The sequence below is a fragment of the Stutzerimonas stutzeri KOS6 genome (assembly GCF_000307775.2).
In the GTDB taxonomy this organism is placed as follows: domain Bacteria; phylum Pseudomonadota; class Gammaproteobacteria; order Pseudomonadales; family Pseudomonadaceae; genus Stutzerimonas; species Stutzerimonas stutzeri_B.
Window position 1 is genome coordinate 648,073 of sequence record NZ_KK020676.1, and the last position, 19,606, is coordinate 667,678.

General features: G+C 64.5%; 16 protein-coding genes, 1 pseudogene and 1 riboswitch. Of the genes and pseudogenes, 8 read left to right on the forward strand and 9 right to left on the reverse strand.

The annotated features are described in order from the left end of the window. Positions 1-73: 73 nt before the first annotated feature. Entirely contained in the window at positions 74-406 is a 333-nt protein-coding gene (locus B597_RS31330) for a hypothetical protein (RefSeq protein WP_003294063.1), read from the forward strand. 193 nt (positions 407-599) lie between these two features. On the opposite strand, the gene B597_RS31335 is transcribed toward B597_RS31330, so the two are convergent. Both B597_RS31335 and B597_RS31340 read right to left on the reverse strand, forming a co-directional pair. Continuing rightward, a complete protein-coding gene (locus tag B597_RS31335; RefSeq protein WP_003294065.1) occupies positions 600-1,361 on the reverse strand; it encodes an ABC transporter permease in 762 nt (253 codons plus the stop codon). A 12-nt stretch (positions 1,362-1,373) separates the two neighbouring features. Beyond that, complete coding sequence (locus B597_RS31340) at positions 1,374-2,297, reverse strand: ABC transporter ATP-binding protein (RefSeq protein ID WP_003294066.1); 924 nt, start codon at positions 2,295-2,297, stop codon at positions 1,374-1,376. Positions 2,298-2,446: 149 nt separating this feature from the next. On the opposite strand from B597_RS31340, the gene B597_RS31345 reads away from it, so the two are divergent. The 3 genes from B597_RS31345 to B597_RS46045 all read left to right on the forward strand — a co-directional run bounded on the left by B597_RS31345 (position 2,447) and on the right by B597_RS46045 (position 5,961). Further along, positions 2,447-3,769 (forward strand): ferredoxin reductase family protein, encoded by a 1,323-nt coding sequence (locus B597_RS31345; protein WP_003294067.1) that lies wholly within the window; start codon positions 2,447-2,449, stop codon positions 3,767-3,769. Between the two features lie 87 nt (positions 3,770-3,856). After that, on the forward strand, positions 3,857-5,524 hold the full coding sequence (ligB, locus tag B597_RS31350; RefSeq protein ID WP_003294068.1) for an NAD-dependent DNA ligase LigB: 1,668 nt from the start codon (positions 3,857-3,859) through the stop codon (positions 5,522-5,524). Further along, entirely contained in the window at positions 5,524-5,961 is a 438-nt protein-coding gene (locus B597_RS46045) for a DUF1090 family protein (RefSeq protein WP_082321486.1), read from the forward strand. Before ligB ends, B597_RS46045 begins: the two co-directional genes overlap by 1 nt. 27 nt (positions 5,962-5,988) lie before the next feature. On the opposite strand, the gene B597_RS31355 is transcribed toward B597_RS46045, so the two are convergent. Both B597_RS31355 and B597_RS31360 read right to left on the reverse strand, forming a co-directional pair. After that, a complete protein-coding gene (locus tag B597_RS31355; RefSeq protein ID WP_003294071.1) occupies positions 5,989-6,435 on the reverse strand; it encodes a c-type cytochrome in 447 nt (148 codons plus the stop codon). 78 nt (positions 6,436-6,513) lie between these two features. Continuing rightward, on the reverse strand, positions 6,514-6,951 hold the full coding sequence (locus tag B597_RS31360; protein ID WP_003294072.1) for a hypothetical protein: 438 nt from the start codon (positions 6,949-6,951) through the stop codon (positions 6,514-6,516). Positions 6,952-7,068: 117 nt separating this feature from the next. Between B597_RS31360 and B597_RS46305 the strand changes: the two are divergent. From B597_RS46305 to B597_RS31385, 4 genes and pseudogenes are all read left to right on the forward strand, one after another. Continuing rightward, positions 7,069-7,737 (forward strand): annotated as a pseudogene (locus B597_RS46305) (cation:proton antiporter); the annotation flags it as partial. Between the two features lie 78 nt (positions 7,738-7,815). Continuing rightward, positions 7,816-7,968: riboswitch (S-adenosyl-L-homocysteine riboswitch) on the forward strand. Positions 7,969-7,993: 25 nt separating this feature from the next. Continuing rightward, positions 7,994-9,400 carry an adenosylhomocysteinase gene (gene ahcY / locus B597_RS31375; RefSeq protein ID WP_003294076.1) on the forward strand — a complete coding sequence of 469 codons (1,407 nt, stop codon included), beginning with the start codon at positions 7,994-7,996 and terminating at the stop codon, positions 9,398-9,400. 72 nt (positions 9,401-9,472) lie between these two features. Further along, positions 9,473-10,324, forward strand: a complete 852-nt coding sequence (gene metF, locus B597_RS31380) for a methylenetetrahydrofolate reductase [NAD(P)H] (protein WP_003294077.1) — start codon at positions 9,473-9,475, stop codon at positions 10,322-10,324. Between the two features lie 231 nt (positions 10,325-10,555). Further along, entirely contained in the window at positions 10,556-12,376 is a 1,821-nt protein-coding gene (locus B597_RS31385) for an RNA helicase RhlE2 (RefSeq protein WP_024161848.1), read from the forward strand. An 81-nt stretch (positions 12,377-12,457) separates the two neighbouring features. On the opposite strand, the gene adeC is transcribed toward B597_RS31385, so the two are convergent. From adeC to B597_RS31410, 5 genes are all read right to left on the reverse strand, one after another. Then, entirely contained in the window at positions 12,458-13,882 is a 1,425-nt protein-coding gene (adeC, locus tag B597_RS31390; RefSeq protein ID WP_003297231.1) for an AdeC/AdeK/OprM family multidrug efflux complex outer membrane factor, read from the reverse strand. Next, entirely contained in the window at positions 13,879-17,016 is a 3,138-nt protein-coding gene (locus tag B597_RS31395) for an efflux RND transporter permease subunit (RefSeq protein WP_003297230.1), read from the reverse strand. The genes adeC and B597_RS31395 overlap by 4 nt, the downstream gene beginning before the upstream one ends. A gap of 14 nt (positions 17,017-17,030) precedes the next feature. Beyond that, positions 17,031-18,170 carry an efflux RND transporter periplasmic adaptor subunit gene (locus B597_RS31400; RefSeq protein WP_003297228.1) on the reverse strand — a complete coding sequence of 380 codons (1,140 nt, stop codon included), beginning with the start codon at positions 18,168-18,170 and terminating at the stop codon, positions 17,031-17,033. A gap of 245 nt (positions 18,171-18,415) precedes the next feature. Next, the gene (locus B597_RS31405; protein WP_003297227.1) at positions 18,416-18,991 is read right to left on the reverse strand and encodes a YceI family protein; all 576 of its coding nucleotides are present in this window, start codon (positions 18,989-18,991) and stop codon (positions 18,416-18,418) included. A gap of 23 nt (positions 18,992-19,014) precedes the next feature. Beyond that, positions 19,015-19,569: a cytochrome b gene (locus B597_RS31410; RefSeq protein ID WP_003297226.1), complete on the reverse strand. Its 555-nt coding sequence runs from the start codon at positions 19,567-19,569 to the stop codon at positions 19,015-19,017. Positions 19,570-19,606 lie beyond the last annotated feature (37 nt).

Below are 19,606 nucleotides of genomic sequence, written 5' to 3' on the forward strand. Positions count from 1 at the left end.
CGCTATCATCCCCCTCCTTTTCGAATGGACTTGACCGATCACCTGTCGTGATCGGCTTTACAGGAGGTTATCCATGCGTATTTCCCATCTTTTCTGCTGCGCCGCCCTCGCCCTTGGTAGCGCTTCGCTGCACGCCGCCACGACTGACGCCCAGGCGAAGTGCGAAGAGCAGCTGACGGCCCAGCAAGGCAACCTGGAAACCGGCAAGTTGCTTGGCCAGATGCTCGGCAACGAGAAGCTGAACAACGCCCTGGCCAAGGTCGAAAGCGGCTGCCAACAGTTGAATGCCGAAGGCCTGACAGCCAATGCCGCTGGCGATGACGCCGCGGCAGTCAACGAGAAGGTCCAGGCCGTGACCCAGGCCAAGGATGCCCTGATCGGCCTGGGCAAGATGTTCGGCAAGTAGGCCTCGATGCCGTAATGAAAGCGCCCGCATCGACCGTGTGAAAACGTAGCGAGCGATGGTCAGGCAAGGCAAAAACAGGCAAAAAAGCGCAATTTACGAGCTGTAAATGAGCATTTTGAGCGTGTTTTTAACGCAGCATGGCCGAGCGCAGTAGTGTTCACGCAGCCTGACCTGCTGGCGCTTTTTTTGTGGGCTAGCTCTTCAACCGATAGCCAGTCTTGAAGATCCACCACACCGCCAGCAGGCATGCTGCGAGAAAGCCGAGGATCATCGCCAGGCTGACACCGACGCTGATGTCCGAAACGCCGTAGAAACTCCAGCGGAAGCCGCTGATCAGGTACACCACCGGGTTGAACAGGGTGACCTTCTGCCACAGCGGCGGCAGCATCTCGATGGAATAGAAGCTGCCGCCAAGGAAGGCCAGCGGCGTGACGATCAGCGCTGGGACGATCTGCAGCTTCTCCCAGCCATCGGCCCAGATGCCGATGATGAAGCCGAACAGGCAGAAGGTGATGGCCGTCAGCACCAGGAACAGCGTCATCATTAGCGGATGCTGGATCTCGTAGTCGACGAACAGTCGCGCGGTAAGCAGGATGATCACGCCGAGCACCAGCGACTTGGTCGCCGCCGCGCCAACGTAGCCGATGACGATCTCGACATAGGACACCGGCGCCGACAGCACCTCGTAGATGGTCCCGGAATAACGCGGCATGTAGATGCCGAACGACGCGTTGGAGATGCTCTCGGTGAGCAGCGCCATCATGATCAGGCCGGGGATGATGAACGCGCCATAGGGGATGCCGTGCATCACCTCCATGCGTGCGCCGATGGCCGAGCCGAACACGACGAAATACAGCGAAGTGGATATCACCGGGGTGGCGATGCTCTGCAGCAGGGTGCGCCAGGTGCGCGCCAGTTCGAACAGGTAGATCGCGCGGATCGCGTAGAAATTCATGCGGGCTTTTCCTCAGCGACCGTGAACCAGGTTGACGAAGATGTCCTCCAGCGAGCTCTGGCTCGACTGCAGGTCCTTGAAATCGATGCCGTGCGCGGCCAGGCGTTTGAGCAGCTCGGCGATGCCGGTGTCCTCATGCTGGGCGTCGAAGGTGAACACCAGCTGGTTGCCGGCATCGGTCAGCTCCAGCGGATAACTGGCCAGCTCTGCCGGAATCTGCGCCAGGGGCCTTTGCAGATGCAGGGTCAGCTGCTTCTTGCCGAGCTTGTGCATCAGTACGTCCTTGTCTTCCACCAGGATGATCTCGCCTTTGCTGATCACGCCGATGCGGTCGGCCATCTCCTCGGCCTCCTCGATGTAATGGGTGGTCAGGATGATGGTCACCCCGCGTTCACGCAGCCCGCGGACCATCTCCCACATGTCGCGGCGCAGCTCAACGTCGACGCCGGCGGTGGGTTCGTCGAGGAAAAGGATCGACGGCTCGTGGGACAGCGCCTTGGCAATCATCACGCGGCGCTTCATGCCACCGGAAAGCTCCAGGATGCGTGCGTTGCGCTTGTCCCACAGCGACAGGTCGCGCAGCAGCTTTTCCAGGAACGCATCGTCGGGCGCCTTGCCGAATAGCCCGCGCGAAAACCGCACTGTCGCCCAGACGCTTTCGAAGCCTTCGTTGAAAAGCTCCTGCGGCACCAGGCCGATCTTGGACCGCGCCGCGCGGTAGTCATGGACGATGTCGTGGCCGTCGACCAGCACCCGCCCGCTGCCCGGATTGACGATGCCGCAGATGATGCTGATCAGCGTGGTCTTGCCGGCACCGTTGGGGCCGAGCAGGGCGAATATCTCGCCCTTGCGGATCGTCAGGTCGATGCGCTTGAGCGCCGGATGGCCGGAGGCATAGGTCTTGGTCAGGTGCTCGATGGCGATGACAGGTTGCACGATAGTCGCTCCGCTGGGATCGGTGGCGGATTGTAAGTGAAAAACGGGGTCGACCGGCTCGCCTGGGCAATTGCTGATCCCGATCATGTCGCTGCGCCTCCGGCCGGCGCATGCTCGGGACCAACCCCACTGGCTATGGGACAAACCGCATGCAACGAATCAAAGCGGCCTGCCTGGCCCTGCTGGCCGGCCTGAGCCTGCTCTGGTGGCTGGCCAACGACTTCACGACGGGCAGCTACTCCCGTTTCTGGCCGCTGCGGGCGGACATGGTTCAGTACACCGGCGTACTCGCCATCGCCGCAATGAGCGGCGCCATGCTGCTGGCGATCCGCCCACGGCGCATCGAAAGGCTTTTCGACGGTCTGGACAAGACCTATCGGCTCCACAAGTGGCTGGGTATCGCCGCGCTGGCGCTCGGCGTGGTGCACTGGGGCTGGGCACAGGTGCCTAAATGGCTGGTCGGTCTGGGCTGGCTCGAACGCCCGCTCCGGGCCGGAGCCGAGCAGGCCAGGAGCGGCCTTGCGGCATGGCAGCACAGCCAGCGAGGCCTGGCCGAAGACATCGGCGAGTGGGCGTTCTACAGCGCAGTCGTGCTGCTCAAGCGCATTCCATATCGCTGGTTCTTCAGAACCCATCGCTGGCTGGCGCTGGTCTACCTGGCGCTGGTCATTCACTCGCTGATACTGATGCAGCCTGCCTACTGGCGCAGTGCGCTCGGCCCGGTGATGGCGCTGCTGCTGCTCGCCGGATCGCTGGCCGGACTGGTTTCGCTTGCCCGCCGCATCGGTCGCAGGCGTCAGGTGATCGGGCACATCCACGCGCTGCATCATCATGCGGACAACCACGTCCTGCGCGTCGACATCACGCTCGACGGCCCCTGGCCTGGCCACCAGGCCGGCCAGTTTGCCTTCGTCACCTTCGACGAACGCGAAGGCCCGCACCCATTCAGCCTGTCCAGCGCCTGGTGCAATGACGGCAAACTGGCATTCGCCATCAAGGGCCTGGGCGATTACACCCGCACGCTGCCCGAGCGCCTCTCGGTCGGCGATCCGGTAAGGGTCGAAGGCCCGTATGGCTGCTTCGACTTCAAGGGTCGCAAGCGATCGCAGATCTGGGTCGCGGGGGGCATCGGCATCGCGCCCTTCATTGCCCGCCTGCAGGCCCTGGCCAATGGCAGCGCCGACGGCGGCGGCAATGTCGATCTGTTCTACAGCACCAATGCGCCGGACCAGGACTTCATCGAGCGCATCCGCCAACTTGCCGAACGCGCCCACGTTCGCCTGCACCTGATGATTGCCAGCGAGCACGGTCGCCTGACGCCCGAGCGCCTGCGTCAACAGATACCCCACTGGCTGGACTGCGACTTCTGGTTCTGCGGCCCGTCGGGCTTTGCCCGCGACCTGCGCCGAGGCCTGCAGGCACACGGACTGGCGCAGGGCGACTTCCACCAGGAACTGTTCAATATGCGCTGACGCACAGTCGTGCCGACACCTCACAGGCGACAATGGCGCCACGGCCGGCGACGGCCGTGGTCGCCAACCGGAGCAAGGATGCTCGCCATGCAACGTCTGATCGCCCTATCGCTATACCTGTTTTCCCACTGCGCCCTCGCCGCCTGCCCCGACTGGACAGCCGATCAGGCTGCGCGCGAAATCACTCATCTCAGCCAGCTGCTCGGCCAATGGGACGAGGCCTACCATGTCCACGGCCAGTCACTGGTCGATGACGAGGTCTACGATCAGAGCCGCGCGCGCCTGCAGCAATGGCGGCGCTGCTTCACGACCGCCAGCGCCGAACCCGACCCGTTGCAGGGCGCCGCCGGCACGCACCCGCATCCGGTGGCACAGACCGGACTGTCCAAGCTGCCCGACGAGCAGGCGGTCAGGCACTGGATGGCCCGGCGAGACGATCTCTGGATCCAGCCCAAGGTCGATGGCGTGGCGGTCACCCTGGTCTATCGCGACGGCATCCTGCAGCAGGCGATCAGCCGTGGCGACGGCCGCCGCGGCCAGGACTGGAGCGCCAGGGTCCGCCAGTTGCCGGCAGTCCCCCGGCAAGTGAACAGCTCTGCCGAAATCGTTCTGCAGGGCGAACTCTACTGGCGCCAGCCGGCTCACGTGCAGGCGCGGGACGGCGGCAGTGGTGCACGCGGGCGAGTCGCCGGGGCGATGGCAAGCCACCGACTGACAGCCGCAGAGGCCGCCAGCATCGGCCTGTTCGTCTGGGACTGGCCCAACGGCCCGAGCAGGATGAACGCACGCCTGGACGGGCTGGCAGCGCTGGGCTTCGACGATAGCCGGCGCTACACCCTGTCACTGGCCGGATTCGCCGAGGCACGCCACTGGCGCGAGCACTGGTACCGCCAGGCGCTGCCTTTCGCCAGCGACGGCGTGGTATTGCGCCAGGGTTCGCGCCCGGCAGGGGTGCGCTGGCAGGCCGAACCGCCGCACTGGGCCGTTGCCTGGAAGTACCCGTTGCGTACCGCGCTGGCCGAGGTTCGTCGGGTGGATTTTCGTATCGGCCGCAGCGGCCGGATCACCCCCTTGCTGGAGCTCGAGCCGGTGCAGCTGGATGACCGGCGCATCAGCCGCCTGAGCCTTGGCTCGCTGTCGCGCTGGGAGGCGCTCGATATCCGTCCGGGCGATCAGGTCACCATCGTGCTCGCCGGGCAGGTCATCGCGCAGTTGCAATCGGTGGCCTGGCGCAGCCCGGTCCGGGCATCGGTGGACACGCCGGACCCGTCCCGCTATCACACGCTGAGCTGCTGGCGGCCGGAGCCCGGCTGCCGGCAGCAGTACCTGGCCCGGCTCACCTGGCTTGGGGGCAAAAAGGGCTTGCGCCTGCCCGGCATCGGCAGCGGCACATGGGCCGCCCTGCTCGATGCGGGCCTGCTCGGTGAGCCACTCGCCTGGCTGCAGCTGGAGCATGAACAACTGGCCGGGTTGCCGGGCTTCGGCAAAGCCCGCACCGAGCGTCTGCTCAAGGCGCAGCGCCTGGCCCACCGTCGCTCGCTCGGCGCCTGGCTTGCCGGCCTCGGCATGCCCGCCGTCAGGCACATCGACACGACGCCGGGCTGGGAGGCGCTGGCCAGTCGCGGGGAAGCGGCCTGGCTCGCTCTGCCCGGCATCGAGCGGGCGACCGCACGGCGCTTGCAGGCCTTCTTCAGCGACCCTCACATCGCGGCCATCAGGCGCACGCTACAGTCCGCTGGAATTCCAGGCGCCTGATGGCACTTCGAGGGACCTCCATGGTCGACATCTGCTGGCTCAAGCAGACGGAGAAGATCGTGCCCAGTCGGTTCACCCATGCTGCCCTGATGGCGGCCTGCTTGCTCGCAAGCGCGCTCTGCAGTGCCGTGCAGACGACCGACCACCACTGCGAAGGGCAGCGCACCCGCTATGGCCATGAACTTCAGGAAGCACGCCTGAGCGGCGACAAGGTGCGCATGCAGTCGCTGGAAGAAACCTTGCAGCGACTGGCGGCGATCTGCCGGGGCGAGGTGCCTCCGGCCAAGCGTCCCGCATTCGAACAGGCCAGCCAGGAAGTCAACGAGCGTGAAGCCCAGCTGCGCGAAGCGCTGAGCCAGGGCGATCCGCTACTCACGGAGCGTCGCCAGCGCGCCCTCGCCGAAGCGCGGCGCCGGCTCGAGGCCACCCGCCGCTGAGCGTCACCCGGGCGGCGGCGATTTCATTCAGTAGGCACGAAATTCCTTGTGGCAGGCTTCACAGGCGTCCTCGACGCGCTGAAAGGCCGGGGCCACGCTCTCGGGTCGTGGTGGCGCTGCCGTGGTCGCCTCGACAAGCGCCGCAGTGCGGGCCTCAAGCTCGCGGGCCATTTCGTTGAAGCGCGCCTGCTGCTGCCAGACGTCATCACGGGCGTCGCTCTGTTCTTCCTTGACAGCGGGGTAATGCTGCCAGGGCTGGCGCGACAGCTCGTCGAGACGTGCAGCCCCGGCGACGAAGGCATCGGCATCGAACGGCAGACGCCCACGCAGCATGCCGCCAAGGTCCTCCTTGGTATCGAGCATCGCCTGGTAGATCGCCTTGCGCTTGCCGAGCGGCGAGTTCGGATCGACCCGGTCGCAGGCGATCAATGTCATCGCGGCAAACAGCGACAGGCTCAGCAGTCTCAGCTTCATGATTCAACCACTCGTCAATCAAAGCGCCGGATTATCCCCGGGACGACCCAGGAGGACAAATCCTCCGCCAGGCGCCCGCTAACGTGACCAACTGCCACCGGCGCTTTCGCAGTCGATTCTCGCCTGTGCCCGATCACTGGCGTGATAGTGGTAGGTGACGATGCGCGAAGCCTCGTCGATGGTGGTCGGCATCGGGCTGCTGCTCGCCTGCGAGCCGGTGGCGCGCTCGTTGGAGAGGGTTTCGGGCGTCATCGGCGCGGTGCAGATGCCAAAATGGCCGGCCGGGCAACTGTCGCGAATCTCACGCCGGGAATTCTTCACCGCCTCGTTGTCCTGGCAGACCCAGTCGATCGCTGAATCCTGCTCCATGCCGCGGAATTCGAAGCATTTTTCGGTGACCACCGGAGCCGGCACCGCACCGGACGTTTCGCTATGTACGTAACAGGATTTCGCCGCAGCGGGCAGGCTGACTGCCGCAACGACGAACATGGGCGCCAGGCGAAGCATCAGGTTCATCCGCGTTCCTCCCTAGACATTGGCCGACGCCATTTCGCCGGGCCTATCGTATTTGACCCGTGCCTGCCTGGCAGGTTCGGCCGACAGGCCGGCACCAAAGTCGCCGGGGCACGGTCCATCGAGACCCTGGTACGCAGCATCGATTTCAATCGCCTGCCCATGGACGGCATGCTTTCCTTCCTGCTGTTCGCCGGCGCATTGCACATCAACCTCGACGACCTTCGGGCGCGGCGCTGGTCCATCGGTCTGCTCGCCACCCTCGCTGGCACGTGGCGAGCCACCGAGCCCCGGCGAGGTGTCGGGACCGATCAGCATGGTCGTGGCCGGGCTGATTATCGGCAACCTGGCCAGACGCCACGCGATGTCCACGCACACCCGGGAAAATCTCGACAATTTCTGGGAGCTGCTCGACGATATCCTCAACGCCGTGCTGTTCGTCCTGATCGGCATGGAGCTGCTTCTGCTGCCGTTCAGCGCGCAGTACCTGCTGCTGGCACTGTGTGTGACCCCGCTGATCCTCGCCACCCGCCTCGCTGCGGTCGGCCCGCCGGTGCTACTGTTGCGCCGCCTGGGCCACTCGCTGCCGGCCGGGTCAGCATCCTCACCTGGGGCGGGTTGCGCGGTGGCATTTCCGTGGCACTGGTGCTGGCATTGCCACCCAGTGACGAGCGCAGCGTGCTGCTGAACGTCACCTACCTGGTGGTGCTGTTTTCCATCCTCGTCCAGGGTCTGAGCATCGGCAGGCTGGTGCGACGCATCTGTGCGGTATCGTCCGGGCAGGACTGACAGGCTTGGGCTTTGCCGGCAGGCCCGGCTATAATCGCCCGGCTTTCCGGTCGACTCCGCTTCGGCCGTGCCCGCCACCCGTCCGAGGGGCGCTGCAGCAGGCTGAAACCTGTTCTTGGATCTCGCAAGCCACCGTGCTTCCCTGCTTCACCGCAGTCGATCCAGATCAGGCTTCACCTGTCAGGCTCGGATGGGGCGTTTCCTGAAACGCATCAACGGCGCCCATTCGCACCTTTTACGAATGGAGAACTCTTCGATGAGTGCTGTCATGACGCCTGCCGGTTTCACCGATTTCAAGGTCGCCGATATTTCCCTGGCCGCCTGGGGCCGCCGCGAAATCATCATTGCCGAATCCGAAATGCCCGCGCTGATGGGCCTGCGCGGCAAGTACGCCGCCGAGCAGCCGCTCAAGGGCGCGAAGATCCTCGGCTGCATCCACATGACCATCCAGACCGCCGTGCTGATCGAAACGCTGATCGCCCTCGGCGCCGAAGTACGCTGGTCGTCCTGCAACATCTTTTCCACTCAGGACCAGGCCGCTGCCGCCATCGCCGCCGCCGGCATCCCGGTATTCGCCTGGAAGGGCGAAACCGAGGAAGAGTACGAATGGTGCATCGAGCAGACCATCCTCAAGGACGGCCAGCCGTGGGACGCCAACATGGTGCTCGACGACGGCGGCGATCTGACCCAGATCCTGCACGACAAGTACCCGCAGGTGCTCGAGCGCGTCCACGGCGTGACCGAAGAAACCACCACCGGTGTGCACCGCCTGCTCGACATGCTCAAGGGCGGCACCCTGAAGATCCCGGCGATCAACGTCAACGACTCGGTCACCAAGAGCAAGAACGACAACAAGTACGGCTGCCGTCACAGCCTCAACGACGCCATCAAGCGCGCCACCGACCACCTGCTGTCGGGCAAGCAGGCCCTGGTGATCGGCTATGGTGACGTGGGCAAGGGCTCGGCGCAGTCGCTGCGCCAGGAAGGCATGATCGTCAAGGTTTCCGAAGTCGACCCGATCTGCGCCATGCAGGCCTGCATGGACGGCTTCGAGCTGGTCTCCCCCTACAAGGACGGCATCAACGACGGCACCGACGCCAGCGTCGACGCCGCGCTGCTGGGCAAGATCGACCTGATCGTCACCACCACCGGCAACGTCAACGTGTGCGACGCCGGCATGCTCAAGGCGCTGAAGAAGCGCGCCGTGGTGTGCAACATCGGCCACTTCGACAATGAGATCGACACCGCCTTCATGCGCGCCAACTGGGGCTGGGAAGAGGTCAAGCCGCAGGTGCACAAGATCCACCGCACCGGCAAGACCGTCGACCCGACCAACGACGACTACCTGATCCTGCTGGCCGAAGGCCGCCTGGTGAACCTGGGCAATGCCACCGGTCACCCGAGCCGGATCATGGACGGTTCCTTCGCCAACCAGGTGCTGGCGCAGATCCACCTCTACAACGAGAAGTTCGCCGACCTGCCGGTAGCCGAGAAGAGCCAGAACGTCACCGTCATGGTGCTGCCGAAGAAGCTCGACGAGGAAGTGGCGCTGGAAATGGTCAAGGGCTTCGGTGGCGTGGTTACCCAGCTGACCACCAAGCAGGCCGAGTACATCGGCGTTGCCGTCGAAGGTCCGTTCAAGCCGGACAGCTACCGCTACTAAGCCGGTCACGCCACAGCCCACGAGCGCCATGCGCGCTCGTGGGCTGTGGCTTGCAGCTCAAGGAATTTCTGTATGACCTCTTCGAACCGCCCTTCCATCAGCTTCGAGTTCTTCCCCACCAAGACCGAAGCGGGGCATGAAAAACTGCTGAACGTGGCCCGCCAGCTGGCCGGCTATCAGCCCGACTTCTTCTCCTGCACCTACGGTGCCGGTGGTTCCACACGCGACCGCACGCTGAACACCGTGCTGCAGCTAGACGGCGAGGTGAAGATCCCCACCGCACCGCACCTGTCCTGCGTCGGCGACACCAAGACCGAGTTGCGCGAGCTGCTGAATCTCTACCAGAGCGCTGGCATCAAGCGCATCGTCGCCCTGCGCGGTGACCTGCCGTCCGGCATGGGCATGGCCAGCGGCGAGCTGCGCTACGCCAACGAGCTGGTGGAGTTCATCCGCGCCGAAACCGGCGATCACTTCCATATCGAGATCGCTGCCTACCCGGAAATGCATCCGCAGGCACGCAACTTCGAAGACGACCTGACGAATTTCGTGCGCAAGGCGCAGGCCGGTGCGGACAGTGCCATCACCCAGTACTTCTTCAATGCCGATTGCTATTTCTACTTCGTCGAGCGCGTGCGCAGACTCGGGGTGGAAACGCCGGTGGTACCGGGCATCATGCCGATCACCAACTACAGCAAGCTGGCGCGTTTCTCCGATGCCTGCGGCGCGGAAATTCCGCGCTGGGTACGCAAGCAGCTCGAAGCCTATGGCGACGACATGCAGAGCATCCAGGCCTTTGGCGAACAGGTGATCACCGAGATGTGCGAAAAGCTGCTGGCTGGCGGCGCACCGGGCCTGCATTTCTACACGCTGAATCAGGCCGAACCGAGTCTGGCGATCTGGAACAACCTCAAGCTGTCTGGCTGAGCGCAATCCGCTCCGTAGAAATACGGAGCTGGCTAATGAACGCCTGACCTGCGACACTGTCAGAGCAATGCGGCGTTGACAGGCTCTGTTATACTCCGCGCTTCCGCCAGGCTTACGCCCGGATGCCGCCCTTATTATCCGCGGCAGGACCGGACGGGATCGCACGCCAGTCGCGATTCAAGCCAGGCATGATCATCCCAGGGCCATGCCCCTAACAAGACAGGATTACTCATGTCCTTTGCTTCCCTCGGTCTCTCCGAGGCTTTGGCCGGTGCCGTCGAAGCTGCCGGTTACACCCAGCCTACCCCCGTGCAACAGCGGGCCATTCCCGCCGTGTTGCAAGGCCGTGACCTGATGGTCGCCGCCCAGACCGGAACCGGAAAGACAGGCGGTTTTGCCCTGCCGGTACTCGAACTGCTGTTTCCGGGTGGTCACCCGGACCGTGAACACCGCTACGGCCCGAAACAGCCGCGCGTGCTGGTGCTGACGCCGACCCGCGAGCTCGCCGCCCAGGTTCACGACAGCTTCAAGATCTATGCCCGCGACCTGCCGCTGAAAAGCACGGTGATCTTCGGCGGCGTCGGCATGAACCCACAGATCCAGGCTGTCGCCAAGGGACTCGACGTACTCGTCGCCTGCCCGGGCCGACTGCTCGATCTGGCCAATCAGAAAGCCATCGACCTGTCGCATGTGGAGATCCTCGTCCTCGACGAAGCCGACCGCATGCTCGACATGGGCTTCATCCATGACGTCAAGAAGGTCCTCGCCAAGCTGCCGGCCAAGCGCCAGAACCTGCTGTTCTCGGCGACCTTCTCCAAGGACATCACCGATCTGGCCGGCAAGCTGCTACACAACCCCGAGCGCATCGAGGTGACCCCGCCGAACACCACGGTCGAGCGCATCGAACAGCGCCTGTTCCGCGTCGCCGCCAGTCACAAGCGCGCCCTGCTGGCCCACCTGATCACCCAGGGCGCCTGGGAACAGGTGCTGGTCTTCACCCGTACCAAGCACGGCGCCAACCGCCTGGCCGAGTACCTGGAAAAGCATGGTCTGCCGGCTGCCGCGATTCACGGCAACAAGAGCCAGAACGCCCGTACCAAGGCCCTGGCCGACTTCAAGGCGAATCAGGTACGCATCCTGGTCGCCACCGACATTGCCGCGCGCGGGCTGGACATCGATCAATTGCCTCACGTGGTCAACTTCGAGCTGCCCAATGTCGAGGAAGACTACGTGCACCGTATCGGCCGTACCGGCCGTGCGGGACGCAGCGGTGAGGCCATCTCACTGGTGGCGCCCGATGAAGAGAAGCTGCTCAAGGGCATCGAACGCCTGACCAAGCAGCGCATTCCAGAAGGCGACCCGATGGGTTTCGATGCCAGCAGCATCGAAGCGGAGAAGCCCGAAGTACGCGAGCCGCGCCAACCGCGCCCGCAGCGCGGCGAGCGCAAGGCGCATGGCGAACGAGACAAGCCGGCCGAAAAGGGTGCCGAGCAGAAGGAACGCAATCGCCGCAGCAAGAGCAAGGCCCGCAAGCCTGCTCGCGACGGCGTGACCAGCGAAGCCCAAGCCATTTCCCGACCACCACAACTGCCTCCGGATCGTGCCCCGGACGAGTTCCTCGACGACGAAGTGGACAACTTCGGCAACCGGGTCGACTACGTCAGCCCGTACCAGAACAAGCAGAACCGCGGTCGGCGCCCCGGCGCCCCCGCCCAGCCGGGCGCCGCACCGCGCGCAGCCGGAGCCGGAGCCACTCGTACGGGTGGCGCGGGTTCGCCGGCCGGCAAGGGCAAGCGTCCGGGCCAGGGTCAGGCGGCACGCAGCGGGCAGCCGCGCAGCAATGGCCAGCCACGGCGCAAGAATGAAGGCCGGCGGATCGAGGAGCCTGCGGTGACGCGCCAGGAAGCCGCCAAGCCGCGTGAGAAGCAGCCGGTGATCATCCACAAGGAATCGAAGATCGACCGCCTGCCCAGCCTGGATCAGCTCGAGCAGTTGCCAACCCGCCCACGGGGTGAGAAGCCGGCCCTGCTGACGCGCAACCGCGAAGCCTGAGCCACAAACGAAAACGCCGCCCGATGGGCGGCGTTTTCGTTTCTGCCGAGTCGAAGACGCTGCTGGGCGCCTCCGGCGCCGTCAGTCCTCTACGGGCTGCGCCTGGGCACTCTCCCGCCAGCCACCGCCCAACGCCTTGAACAGATTGACTTCGCTGGTCATCTGCGCCAGCCGATCGCTGATCAGTTGCTGCTGCACGCTGAACAGCTGACGCTGCGCATCGAGTACGGTCAGGTAGCTGTCCACGCCGGTGCGATAGCGGCGCTCGGCCAGCTGGTAATAATCCTCGCTGGTCTGCAGCAGATCGCGCTGCGCCTGCACCTGGCGCACGTAGGTGGCCTGGGCGGCAAGCCCATCGGCCACTTCGCGGAACGCCGTCTGGATCGCTTGTTCGTACTGCGCCACCTGGATGTTCTTGCTGATCTGCGCGTAATCCAGGTTCGCCCGCAGTTGGCCGGCGTTGAAGATCGGCACGCTGATGCTCGGCGAAAAGCTCCAGTAACCGGAACCGCCGTCGAACAGGCCGGACAGCTCGCTGCTGGCCGTACCCGCCGCACCAGTCAGGCTGATGCGCGGGAAAAAGGCCGCACGCGCCGCGCCGATGCTGGCATTGATCGCCCTGAGCTGGTATTCGGCCTGGAGGATGTCCGGGCGCTGCTGCAGCAGGTCCGAAGGCAGCCCGACCGGCAATGTCGCCAGCTGGGTCCGCTCCAGGCCATCGCCCGACGGCAAGCCGGCCGGCAGGCCCTGCCCCAGCAACAGCGCCAGCGCGTTACGATCCTGCGCCACCAGCCGCGTGTACTGCTCGATGCTCACCCGCGCACTGTCGACGGCACTGCGCGCCTGGCGCAGCTCCAGCGCCGAAGCGACACCGACGTCGAAACTGCGCTGGGTCAGGCCGAAGCTCTCTTCGTAAGTCTTGAGCGTATCGCGGGTGACCTGCAGCAGGGCCTGATCGGCCTGCAGCGTCAACCAGGCGTTGGCGACGCTGGCGATCAGGCTGATTTGCGTACTGCGCTGCGCAGCCTCGCTGGCGAAGAACTCCTCCAGCGCCTGCTCGCGCAGGCTGCGCAGGCGGCCGAACAGATCCAGCTCCCAGGACACGCCGAAGGTAGCGCTGTACTGGCTGCTGATACCAGGCTCGCCGCTCATGTTCAGATCGCCCGGCGTACGACTGCGCGTGCCCGAGCCATCGGCACTCACGACCGGCAACAGATCGGCCCGCTGTACGCGATACAGCGCACGGTAGGCATCGACGTTGAGCGCCGCGGCGCGCAGGTCGCGGTTGTTCTCCAGCGCGACTTCGATCAATTGCTGCAGTGCCGGGTCACGGAAGAATTCACGCCAGCCAAGCACCCGCGCAGAGCTCTGCACAGCAGCTTGCGAGTAAGCCTCGCCTTGCGGCCAATCTGCCGCGACCGGGGCCTGCGGGCGCTGATACTCGGGTATCAGCGAGCAGCCGCCCAGCGCCGCGAAGAGGGCCAGGCTCAACAGGGACTTGTTCACAACGAATCCTCCTTCACAGCCTTGTCGGCGGATTTCGTGCGATCGAAGAACGAGCAGATCATCACGTAGAACAACGGAATCCAGAAAATTGCCAGCACCGCCGCAGTGAGCATGCCGCCGATGACGCCGGTGCCGATGGCGTGCTTGCTGCCTGCACCAGCGCCGGAAGCCAGCGCCAGCGGTACCACGCCGAGAATGAACGCCAGCGAAGTCATGATGATCGGCCGCAGACGCATGCGGCACGCCTGCAGCGCTGCATCGGCATAGCTCAAACCCTGCTCGTGCAGTGCCTTGGCGAACTCCACGATGAGGATCGCGTTACGAGCCGACAGGCCGATGGTGGTGACCAGGCCGACCTGGAAAAACACCTCGTTGGACAACCCGCGCAACAGCGTGAAGGCCAGTGCCCCGACGATACCGAGCGGCACGACCAGCATCACTGAGAACGGAATCGACCAGCTCTCGTACAGCGCGGCCAGGCAGAGGAAGACCACCAGCAGCGACAGGGCGTAGAGCGCAAGGGTCTGCGAGCCCGCCAGCCGCTCCTCGTAGGACTGCCCGGTCCAGGAGTAGCCGACTCCGGGCGGCAGCTGCGCAGCGATGCGCTCGACTTCCGCCATGGCATCCCCCGAACTGTAGCCGGGCGCCGGTTCACCGAGCATCTCGATCGCGCTGACCCCGTTGAAACGCGACAGCTTGGGCGAACCGTAGCTCCATTCACCGGTAGCGAAGGCACTGAAAGGCACCATTTCTCCGGCATCGTTGCGCACGTACCACTTCTGCAGATCCTCAGGGCTCATGCGCGCACCGGCGACGCCCTGCAGATACACCTTCTTCACCCGCCCGCGGTCGATGAAGTCATTGACGTAACGGCCACCCCAGGCGATGGACAGCGTACTGTTTACGTCCGCCAGCGAGATGCCCAGCACCCGTGCCTTCTCGTCGTCGATCAGCACCTGATACTGCGGCTCGTCACGCAAGGAGTTCGGCCGAACCCGGGTCAGCACAGGGCTCTGGCTGGCCAGCTGGAGGAATTTATCCCGCGCCTGCTGGAGCACTTCCTGCCCTACGCCGGCCCGATCCTGCAGATACAGGTTGAAGCCGGTGGCAGTACCCAGTTCCATGACCGCCGGCGGCGCGAAGGCGAATACCTGGGCGTCGCGGAAGCTGGCGAAATGCTGCTGCGCACGCTGAGCCAGCGCGAACACGCTGTCTTCCTCGTCGGTGCGCTCGCTCCACGGCTTGAGGCCGATGAAGGCGATACCCGAACTCTGGCCGCGGCCGGCGAAACTGAAGCCGGTCACGGTGAACACGGAGCGCACGATGTCGCCTTCCTCTTCCAGCAGATAGGTGCGCATGGCATCGATGCTCTGCTGCGTACGCTCGGCGGTTGACCCGGATGGAGTCATCACCTGGGCGAACAGTACGCCCTGATCCTCTTCGGGCAGGAACGCGGTCGGGATGCGGCTGAACAGCACCACCATCACGCCGACGATCAGCACGTAGAGCAGCAAGAATGGCGCCTTGCGCTTGAGCACGGCCCTTACGCCGCGCTCGTAGCCGTTGACGCTACGATCGAAGGTGCGATTGAACCAGCCGAAGAACCCGCCCTTCTCGTGATGCTCGCCCTTGTCGATGGGCTTGAGCAGTGTCGCGCAGAGCGCCGGAGTGAAGATCAGCGCCACCAGCACCGAGAGCACCATCGCCGAAACGATGGTGATGGAAAACTGCCGATAGATGACCCCGGTCGATCCGCCGAAGAAGGCCATCGGCAGGAGCACCGCCGACAGCACCACGCCGATGCCGATCAGCGCGCCCTGGATCTGGCCCATGGACTTGCGCGTGGCTTCCAACGGCGAGAGGCCCTCCTCGCGCATCACCCGCTCGACGTTTTCCACCACCACGATGGCGTCGTCGACCAGCAGGCCGATCGCCAGGATCATGGCGAACATGGTCAGCGTGTTGATGCTGAAGCCGAAAACCGCGAGCACGCCGAAGGTACCCAGCAGCACCACCGGCACCGCCAGCGTCGGCACCAGGGTCGCGCGGAAGTTCTGCAGGAACAGGTACATCACCAGGAACACCAGCACGAACGCTTCGAGCAGCGTTTGCATGACCCCGGTTATGGAGGCGGAGATGACCGGTGTGGTGTCGTACGGATAGACCACCTCGACGCCTGGCGGGAAGAACGGCTTGAGTTCGTCGATGGTCTTGCGCACGCCCTCTACGGTGTCCAGCGCGTTGGCGCCGGTCGCCAGCTTCAGCGCCAGACCGGCGGCCGGCTTGCCGTTGAAGTGAGCGCTGACGGAATAGTTTTCACCACCCAGCTCGACCTTGGCGACGTCGCCCAGGCGCACCTGCGAGCCATCGCTGTTGACCTTGAGCAGGATGTTGCGGAACTGCTCCGGGGTCTGCAGACGAGTCTTGCCGATAACCGTGGCATTGAGCTGCTGGCCCGGCAGCGCCGGCAAGCCACCCAGCTGTCCGGACGAGACCTGGACGTTCTGCGCCTGGATCGCCGCGCTAACATCCACCGGCGTCAGGCTGAAGTTATTCAGCTTGGCCGGGTCGAGCCAGATGCGCATTGCGTACTGGGAACCGAACACCTGGAAGTCCCCCACGCCCTTGGTCCGCGAGATCGGGTCCTGCATGTTGGCGACGATGTAGTTCGCCAGGTCACGCTGATCGAGGCGGCCATCGGTGGAGACCAGACCGATGATGATGAGAAAGTTGCGCACCGCCTTTGTGACGCGGATGCCCTGCTGTTGAACCTCCTGCGGCAGCAGCGGCGTGGCCAGCTGCAGCTTGTTCTGCACCTGCACCTGGGCGATATCGGGATTGGTGCCCTGGTCGAAGGTGACAGTGATTTCCATACTGCCGTCGGAGTTGCTCGCAGAGGAGATGTAGCGCAGCCCGTCGATGCCGTTGAGCTGCTGTTCGATGACCTGGACCACGGTGTCCTGCACCGTCTGCGCCGAGGCGCCCGGATAGGTCACGGAAATGCCGACCGCAGGCGGAGCGATGCTCGGATACTGGTTGACCGGCAAAGTTAGGATGGACAGGGCGCCGGCTAGCATGATCACCAGGGCGATCACCCAGGCGAAGATCGGCCGGTCGATGAAGAATCTGGACATGAACTAGGAACCCCTCAGCCTTCTTGGCCTTGGGGCTGTGCAGACGCCCCGCGGTTATCGACATTGCCCGCCGGGGCCACTTCGACCTCGACGCCCGGCTGGATGAACTGCAGGCCTTCGGTGATCACCCGATCACCCGGTTGCAGGCCTTCGCCGACCAGCCAGCGATTGCCCACGGCGCGCTCGGTCTTGATCGGACGCACTTCCACCTTGCTCTCGGCATTGACCACCATGGCGGTCGGATCCCCCTTGGTGTTGCGCGTGACGCCCTGTTGCGGCACCAGGATCGCCTCGCTCTTGAGACCGGCGACCAGCTGCGCACGGACGAACATGCCCGGCAGCAACACCTTGTCCGGGTTGGGGAACACGGCACGCAGGGTCACCGAACCGGTACCAGGGTCCACCGTCACCTCGCTGAATTCGAGCCTGCCCTCATGGCCGTAATCGCTGCCATCTTCCAGTTTCAGGCTGACCCGCGCGGCGTTCTCGCCGGACTTCTGCAGCCGGCCTTCGGCCAGATCGCGGCGCAGCGCCAGCAGGTCGCGGGCCGGCTGGGTCACATCGACATAGATCGGGTCGAGCTGCTGGATGGTTGCCAGCTCCTGCGCCTGGCCGTTGCTGACCAGCGCACCTTCGGTGACGGCGGAACGGCCGATGCGGCCGGAAATCGGCGCCAGCACCTTGGTGTAGCGCAGGTCGATGCGCGCCCGCTCCAGCTCTGCCTCGGCCTGCAGGCTGGCCGCACGCGCCTCGTCATAGGCCTGCTTACTCACCGCCTGGTCCTTGACCAGTTCGGCGTAGCGGTCGGCCAGCGACTTGCTGGACGCCAGGCTGGCCTGGGCACTTTTCAGGGTTGCCTCGTACACCGCCGCATCGATTTGGTAGAGCTGCTGCCCGGCCTTGACCTCGCTACCCTCGGTGAACAGGCGCTTCTGGATGATGCCATTGACCTGCGGACGGACCTCGGCGATGCGGTAGGCGCGGGTACGACCGGGCAGCTCGGTGGTTACCGCGAACGGCTCCGCCTGCAGGGTCACGACGCCCACGGTGGGCTTCTGCTGCGCCGGGGGCGCTGCTTCTTCCTGACAGCCGGCCAGGAAAACAGCCACGGCGAGAATGGACATCAGGGCAGCACTGGCTGACTTGATTGGCATGGAAAGACCTCTTGAAGACCTGGGCAGGCGGGAATGGGCAACGGCGCGGCGCAGACGCCGCGCATAGGGACCGAAATATACTTACATCCATGATTGTCTGTAAACGCCAAGGAGTCATCGCGTGAGCATAAAATGTTGCGAAACATTCGCAACGAACGCTCGGCGCGGATGCCCCGCGCATGATTCGCATCGCCCCAACACAGAACGCCGGTGGCGGCCGGCGTTCGCGCTTCACACGTCTGGGCTTACTTGCGCACGCCTTCGACCGAGATGATCAGGTCGACGGTCTGCGACGCCGGCCCCAGGTCCATCTTGATGTCGAAGTCCTTGAGGGTCAGGGTTGTGCTGCCCTCGAAACCGGCGCGGTAGCCGCCCCAGGGATCGTCGCCCTCCCCGATGAACTTGGCCGCGATCACCACCGGCTTGGTCACACCGTTAAGGGTCAGATTGCCGGTGATATCGGCGGTGCCTCCACCAGTGGACTTCACCGATGTCGATTCGAAGGTGGCCGTCGGGTGCTTGGCGACATTGAGGAAGTCATCGCTGCGCAGATGCTTGTCGCGCTCGGCATGATTGGTGTCGACGCTGGCGGTCTTCAGCGTGACGTTCACCTTGCTCTGCTCCGGCTTGGCCGCATCGAAGCTGAAGTCGCCGTCGAAATCCTTGAAGGTGCCCCACAGCCAGCTGTAGCCAAGGTGGCTGATCTTGAAGTTGACGAAGGCGTGCTGGCCTTGCTTGTCGATGGCGTAATCGGCGGCGAATGCCTGGCCGCCGACTAGGGCCGAGCCGAGGACCAGCGCTGCGAGCGTTTTCTTGAGCATCAATGACTCTCCTATCGGGGTGATTAATCGGTGCTGCGACCGAGCATGCGCATCAGCGTCGCGTCGCGATCGATGAAATGGTGCTTGAGCGCGGCGAGGGCATGCACGACGGCGAGGATCACCAATGCCCAGGCAGCGTATTCGTGAACCAGCCCGGCACTATCGGCCTGGTTGGGAATGGAAGTGATCAGCGCGGGCACTTCGAACAGCCCGAACACGCTGATCGCGCGGCCGTCGGCCGTGGAAATCAGATAACCCGAGAGCATCACCACGAACAGCCCGAGATAGAGCAGTCCATGGCCGAGCCTGGCGGCCGTTCGGGTCAGGCGGCCCTGGCTGGCCAGCGGTGCCGGTGCCGGGCTGACGAAGCGCCAGAGCACCCGTAGCAGCATGACCAGCAGCAACAGGATGCCGATACTCTTGTGCAGGTCCGGTGCGGTCCGGTACCAGCTGCTGTAGTAGTTCAGCCCGACCATCCAGAAACCCAGGGCGAACAGACCGAATACCGCCACGGCCACCAGCCAGTGCAACACAATGCTGGTCAGCCCGTAATGCGTCGGGGAATTACGCCAGTGCATCGAATCCATCCTTCAATTTCGAGGGGTAGAAGCCTAG